This window comes from Pseudomonas sp. MF5691, from assembly GCF_016405645.1.
Classification (GTDB): domain Bacteria; phylum Pseudomonadota; class Gammaproteobacteria; order Pseudomonadales; family Pseudomonadaceae; genus Aquipseudomonas; species Aquipseudomonas shahriarae.
In genome coordinates, this window is the sequence record NZ_JAEKDC010000038.1 from 21,436 (window position 1) to 28,337 (window position 6,902).

The 6,902-nt window shown below is 61.9% G+C and carries 6 protein-coding genes; 1 reads left to right on the plus strand and 5 read right to left on the minus strand.

The window, feature by feature from the left end:
• The first annotated feature begins 67 nt into the window (after positions 1 to 67).
• Positions 68 to 1,363: a glycine-betaine demethylase subunit GbcA gene (gene gbcA / locus JFT44_RS27620; protein ID WP_198831445.1), complete on the plus strand. Its 1,296-nt coding sequence runs from the start codon at positions 68 to 70 to the stop codon at positions 1,361 to 1,363.
• A gap of 691 nt (positions 1,364 to 2,054) precedes the next feature.
• Here gbcA and JFT44_RS27625 read toward each other — a convergent pair.
• The 5 genes from JFT44_RS27625 to JFT44_RS29265 form a co-directional block, all read right to left on the minus strand.
• A complete protein-coding gene (locus JFT44_RS27625) occupies positions 2,055 to 2,621 on the minus strand; it encodes a GNAT family N-acetyltransferase (protein ID WP_057960837.1) in 567 nt (188 codons plus the stop codon).
• Between the two features lie 98 nt (positions 2,622 to 2,719).
• Positions 2,720 to 3,490: an electron transfer flavoprotein subunit beta gene (locus tag JFT44_RS27630; RefSeq protein ID WP_057440263.1), complete on the minus strand. Its 771-nt coding sequence runs from the start codon at positions 3,488 to 3,490 to the stop codon at positions 2,720 to 2,722.
• A gap of 15 nt (positions 3,491 to 3,505) precedes the next feature.
• Positions 3,506 to 4,726, minus strand: coding sequence for an electron transfer flavoprotein subunit alpha/FixB family protein (locus JFT44_RS27635; protein ID WP_057960838.1), 1,221 nt, complete (start codon positions 4,724 to 4,726; stop codon positions 3,506 to 3,508).
• Positions 4,726 to 6,663, minus strand: coding sequence for a dimethylglycine demethylation protein DgcB (gene dgcB, locus JFT44_RS27640; protein ID WP_198800057.1), 1,938 nt, complete (start codon positions 6,661 to 6,663; stop codon positions 4,726 to 4,728). Before dgcB ends, JFT44_RS27635 begins: the two co-directional genes overlap by 1 nt.
• 155 nt (positions 6,664 to 6,818) lie before the next feature.
• Positions 6,819 to 6,902 (minus strand): hypothetical protein (locus JFT44_RS29265; protein ID WP_374068321.1); only part of this gene is annotated, 84 nt, incomplete at its 5' end.

A 6,902-nucleotide genomic window follows, 5' to 3' on the forward strand; every position in this document is an offset into this window, starting at 1 on the left:
ACGCCTTGCTGCAAACCTGATCAGCCACTTATCGCGGCCACACAGAATGGCCTTGAGGACACACATAATGGACGTCACCGCAACCTTGAGCTTGGGCGATCCGCTGGAACCCGCACGCAAGGCCACCGCGCAAATGCTGCAAGAGCGCGAGCGCACTTTTTCGCTGCCCCAGCCGTTTTACTCTGACCAGCGGCTGTTCGATATCGACATGCAAGAGATCTTCCAGAAGGAATGGTTGATCGCCGGCATGACCTGCGAAATCCCGGCCAAGGGCAACTACCTGACCCTGCAGATCGGCAAGAACCCGATCATCGTGATTCGTGGCGCCGAAGGCGTGGTGCATGCCTTCCACAACGTCTGCCGCCATCGCGGCTCGCGCCTGTGCACCAGCGACAAGGGCAAGGTCGCCAAACTGGTGTGCCATTACCACCAGTGGACCTACGAACTGGACGGGCGCCTGCTGTTCGCCGGTACCGAGATGGGCGCCGACTTCGACATGAAGCAGTACGGCCTCAAACCGGTGAACGTGAAGACCGCCGGCGGCTACATATTTGTCAGCCTGGCCGAGAACCCACCGGCCATTGATGACTTTTTGTCGACGCTGAACCATTACATGGAACCCTACGACATGGAAAACACCAAGGTGGCGATCCAGACCACCTTGTTCGAAAAAGCCAACTGGAAACTGGTGCTGGAAAACAACCGCGAGTGCTACCACTGCAACGCCTCCCACCCCGAGTTGCTGAAAACCCTGCTGGAATGGGACGACGTCACCGACCCACGGGCCGACCAGGCCTTCAAGGACCACGTTGCCGCTTCAGCCGCCGCCTGGGACGCCGAGAAGATCCCTTACGCCCACGCCAGCTTCGGCCTGCGTAACCGCATCGTGCGCATGCCGCTGCTCAAGGGCACCGTGTCGATGACCCTGGATGGCAAGCAGGGCTGCAAGAAACTGATGGGCCGCATCAAGAACCCCGACCTCGGCTCGATGCGCATCCTGCACCTGCCGCACTCGTGGAACCACTGCATGGGCGATCACATCATCGTCTTCACGGTATGGCCGATCAGCGCCCAGGAAACCATGGTCACCACCAAGTGGCTGGTGCACAAGGACGCTGTGGAAGGGGTGGACTACGACGTCGAGCGCATGCGCCAAGTGTGGGACGCGACCAACGACCAGGACCGGCGCCTGGCCGAGGAGAACCAGCGCGGGATCAACTCCACCGCTTACCAGCCGGGGCCGTACTCCAAGACCTATGAGTTTGGCGTGGTGAACTTTGTGGACTGGTACAGCGAGCGCATGCTGAACAACCTGGGGGCGGCACCGGCGCCGTACCTCAAAGGTGTCGCCGCACACGAGTAACTGACGCACCAGAGATCAAAAATGTGGGAGCAAGTCTGCTCCCACATTTGGATACTCATCTGTTCATAAATTGACCATCACTGCTCCAGCCCGCCACTACCCTGCCCTCCAGCCATCGCCCAACAACTTATCCACAAACCCACCCACAGCAATTGTGGGCAACTGCCCTGTTCCCTCGAAATAAAACCAAGAAAATCCGTGACTTATTCAAAGCAGCAGGTTTTATCCAACATTGATCAGTTTTTAACCAGAAGCTCACAAGCCACGTTCTATATGGCCTGCAGAGGAACGCAAACACCTTATCCACAGAAGCGCCAACAGACTTTGGGGGCAACTTTGCCCCTTCTGTGGAAAACCGCCTGCAACCGAGCAAAATCGAGGCTTTACGCGCGTAGATCGGATGAAACAGCGATATTGATCATTTTTCAACCAATTCACTACAAGCCTTTATCCCTATGGCTTGCAGCGGATAGCAAACATCTTATCCACAGAAGCACCAACAGACTTTGGGGGCAACTCTGAACCAGGCTATTTCCTTATCCACAGAAAAAACCGAGCAAAAACCGTCGTTTAGGTTGGTTGTTTTTCGTACAGAGGGCTGCAGGGCTTGATTTCACTGGGGTGTGGACAACCGCGAACAGGTTATCCACAGGTGAACCAACAGGGATTGTGGGTAACCCCCAGTCGAGGACTACGGGTACTGCATCAAATAAGCTTTGCCGGTGACACCTAGCATCGGGTGCGGGGTTATCTGGCAACTGTCGACAATCCGAAAGCCATGGCGTTCATAGAACCTCAGGGCACCGGTATTGGCCGCATAGTCAATCAGGCTCAAGCCGATAAGCCCAAGGTGCTCGGCCCGCTGTCGGGCATGGGCGAGAAATTGCACGCCCAAGCCTTGGCCGCGCCAACCTTCGTGCAGCGCCAGGCTGGAAATATAAAGGGTATCGGGGATCTCCAGGTCCGCGTAGGGAGCAAGGACTGGATCGGTAACCGGCTCTGCATCCGGATCATGGCGCATGACATAACTGTGCATCATGCCCACCACCACGCCCTCTGATTCGGCGATCAGGCAATTTTCATAAGAGAAATCCACACCCGAGCGCGCATAACGGCTGGCGCCAACGTCCAGGAGTTCCTGGCCTGGCTCTGCGAGCTGGCTCCAGATGTAAGCCGCGGCTCCTTCTGAAGAGATCAGGAACAGACGCGCTATATCGCGGGCATCGGCGGGCACTGCCGCACGGAAGTTGACGGGCATGGGGCTGGATCCTTTGGCTGAAAATTTATTTATTTAAGCTCACACCCAGGCACTGGCAAAGGCTGGCATCGCGGTATGTATGTGCGATTATTTCAGCCCTAGCGAACCACACCCTCCTCAATCAGCAGCTTGAGAATTGCCTCAGCGCCCGCCTCAGGGCTTACCCCCTTCAGCACCTGCCCACCTCCGCCGCTGGCCTTGGCCGTGGCGGCCTTCATGCGGTCGGCGCCGCTCTTGGCCTTGATCACCTTGAGCCGCTTGGGCCGAGGCTTGGCCGGTTGCAGCACGGCGCCTGTGAATAACTCATCGTCCACCACCGCCACGTCGTGCTCCTGCAGCACGCCACGCTGGGCCGGGCCGTAGGCGCTTTGCCGCGGCTTGGGCCCGGCGTTATCCACCGTGGCCAGAAACGGCAGGCGCACTTTCAGGCGTCGCCGCTGACCACGAGGCAGCGCTTGCAGTACCTGGGCTACGCCGCTGTCGATGGACTCCACCTGAGCCAGGCCGACAATCAGCGGCCAGCCCAGTTGCTCGGCCAGCAGGAACGGCAACATCCCCGAGCCCTCGCCCGTTTCGGCCTGGCTGCCGGTAAGCACCACCTGCGCACCAGTGTCCCGCAGGTAGTCGCCGAGCACTGGCAGGGCATCGGCGCCGGCCGGTTGTTCCAGCACGTGTAACTGCGCCAGCCCCATGCCCAGGTAAGCACGCAGGGTCGGCTCGGCGATATCGCCGGCATGCAGCACTTGCAGGTTATCCCCAGCCAGTTGCAACCCCAGCTCGACGGCACGCGCATCCTGTTCGGCGCGGCGTGGCCGGCCGGAGGTCGGGTGGGCGCCTATGGATACCAGGCTGATTACATGGGTGGTCATGGCCATATCCTTTGTTTAAGCCGCATCGCGCTTGGCGCCGTTACGGTGGGCCTGGACCGCAGCAATCAAGGCCCGGAGAATGTCGCCGCTGTCGCCGATCACCGACAGGTCGGCGCGCTTGATCATGTCGCAACCCGGATCGAGGTTGATCGCCACCACCTTGTCGCAGGCACCGATGCCTTGCAGGTGCTGGATCGCCCCGGAAATCCCGACCGCCACATACACCCGGGCGGTGACCCAGATACCACTGGCACCCACCTGGCGATCACGAGCCATGAAGCCATCATCCACCGCCACCCGCGACGCACCTTCGGTAGCGCCCAAGGCCGCGGCCGTCTGATGGAACAAGTCCCAGTCCTTGACCCCATTGCCACCGGAGAAAATAAACTCGGCCTCAGCCATGGGAATCGCACCGGGATCCACTGCCACCGCACCCAGATCCTCAATACGCGGCAAGCCGCGCGCCAGGGCTGTGGATAACTCCACCGGCAACACTTCATGGCGCGTTTCGCTGACTGGATCGGCACATTCCACAGCAGCGAGGATCAGCCGTGGCAGCGGGCGCGCCAGGTCTTCCTGGCCCGCGCCGGCACGGCCGATGCACTCATTACCCTTGATCTGCCACACCCGGGTGGCCGGGCGTTCCTTGAGGCTCGCGGCAAAGCGCCGCCCCAGTTCACCCCCGCCACTGCGGCTGTCGGGCAGCAGCCAATGACGCGGGCGGAACTGGTTATCCACAGCCCGCAGGCCATGGACCCGCTGCTCCGGTGAATAACCCTCGAATTCGTGGCCGTCGAGCACCAGCAGGCGATCCACGCCGGCCGTGTCGAAGGCACTTTCCTTATGTTCGCCAAACACCACCGCCAGCACCGCACCGTCGCTGCCGGCCAGTTGCCGCGCCAGGCCCAGCAAGTCGCGGTCGTGGCTGCTCAGGCGGCCGCCGACCATGTCCGGCACCACGTTGATGTAAAACGTCGGGGCTGGCACCTGGTGCAGCGGCAACTGCACTTGCGCCGCGGCCGTACGTTTGGTCGCACCGCCCTGCTGGGCGCCGCTGCGGTCGATCCGCTTGATGCCGTTGGGGCCGATAAAACCGATGCCATGCACATTTTTACGGATGATGCCGTTAGGCCCCATCCAGCTGTGCTGCTCCGGTTGCATCGCCGCATGCAGCGGGTGCAAGCGGTTGCGGGCGATCCATTCGGCCCGTGGGTCGCGGCGGATAATGTCGCTCATCAGTGGACCTCCGCTGGCACACGTGTGTTCTTGGCCGGTGCGGCCTCTTCGAGCAAGGCATCCGCCACCAACTCGGCAATGTCCTTGATCAGTGGGCGGGGCTCGACCACCCCTTCGAGCATCGCCGTGCACTGTGGACAACCCACGGCCACCAGCTCGGCGCCGGTCTCGCGGATGTCTTCCATACGCATGTCGGGGATGCGCTGCTTGCCGGGAATATCAGTGATCGGCGCGCCGCCACCGCCACCGCAGCAACGGGAACGGAAACCCGAACGTTGCATCTCCTTGACCTCAATCCCCAGCGCCCGCAGCACTTGGCGCGGGGCCTCGTACTCACCGTTATAGCGCCCCAGGTAGCACGGGTCGTGGTAGGTCACGCTGTTGCCCTTGTGCTGGCCCAGGTTCAGCAGGCCTGCGTCGATCAGCTCGGCCATGTAGGTGCTGTGGTGCTGCACCTGGTAGTTGCCGTCGAAGGCGCCGTATTCGTTTTTCAACACATGGAAGCTATGGGGATCGCAGGTCACGATGCGCTGGAAGCGGTACTTGGCCAGGGTCTGGATATTGCGCGCGGCCAGCAGTTGGAACGTCGCCTCATCGCCCAGACGCCGGGCCACGTCGCCGCTGTCGCGCTCCTCCAGGCCCAGTACGGCGAAGTCGACCTTGGCCGCTTTCAGCACTTTGACGAAAGCGCGCAAGGTGCGCTGGTTGCGCATGTCGAAGGCGCCGTCGCCGACCCAGAACAGCACGTCGGTGGTTTGCTTGTCACCGAGCAATGGCAGGTTCAAATCCGCCGCCCAGTTCATTCGCCCACCCGGGGCGAATCCGCCAGGGTTGTCGGTGGCGATCAGGTTCTCCAGGACTTCGGCGCCCTTGTTCGGCGTGGCACCTTTTTCCAGGGTCAGGTGGCGGCGCATATCAACGATGGCGTCTACGTGCTCGATCATCATCGGGCACTCTTCGACGCAGGCGCGGCAGGTGGTACACGACCACAATGTCTCGGCGTCCACCAGGCCATTGACGATCGGTTGGTGCGGATTGCCGCCGTGTTCGCCCACGGGCTTGCCGGGATACGGGCTGCCGGCGAACTTGGCATCAGTGCCGCCGGCCAGGCCGACCACCATGTCCTGGATCAGCTTTTTCGGGTTCAGCGGCTGGCCGGCGGCGAAGGCCGGGCACGCGGCTTCGCACTTGCCGCACTGCACACAGGCGTCAAAACCGAGCAGTTGGTTCCAGGTGAAATCCTTGGGTTTTTCCACGCCCAGGGGCGCGTTCTTGTCGGCCAGGTCCAGCGGCTTCAAGCCGGTGGAGCGGCCACCGCCAAAGCGTTCGGCGCGGCGGTGCCAGGCCAGGTGCAGTGCGCCGGCAAAGGCGTGTTTCATTGGCCCGCCCCAGGTCATGCCGAAGAACATTTCCGACACGCCCCACAGCACGCCCACACCGAGCAGCGCGGCCAACAGCCAGCCACCGAAGTCGGCAGGCAGGAGCCCGGCCACCGGCAACGTCACCAGGAAGAAGCTCACCGAGAACGCCATCAGGCTTTTCGGCAGGCGCATCCACGGGCCTTTGGACAGTCGCGACGGCGGGTTGCGCCGGCGCAGATAGACGAAGGTGGCGCCGACAAACATCAGCACCGATGCCAGCAGCAAGGCGTAGCCGAGGATACGGTTATGCAGGCCGAAGCCGTGCACCAGGATCGCCAGCAACGCCGACAGCACAAAGCCCAGGGCCGTGGCGACGTGGGTGTTGGCGATATATTTGTCGCGGGCGACCACGTGGTGCAGGTCGACCATATAGCGCTTGGGCATGGCCAGCAGGCCACCCAGCAAGTCGACCTTGGCGGCACGGCCACGGCGCCACATATTCACCCGGCGCAGGGCGCCGAGGACGGCGAGGCCCATCGCTGCGAACAAAAGAACAGGAAGCAAGGTGTTCAACATGGTGAAGCTCCCACAGACCACACAGGTCTAATGTGGGAGCGGGCTTGCTCGCGAAGGCGGTGCATCAGCCACCGGATGTATCGACTGACACACCGCTTTCGCGAGCAAGCCCGCTCCCACATTTTTGACCGAGTCCACATTGGTTCGGTGTTGGGTCAGAAATCCTTGCACAGGCGCAGGGCGTCGTAGATCGCAGCGTGGGTATTGCGCTGGGCCACGCAGTCGCCGATGCGGAACAG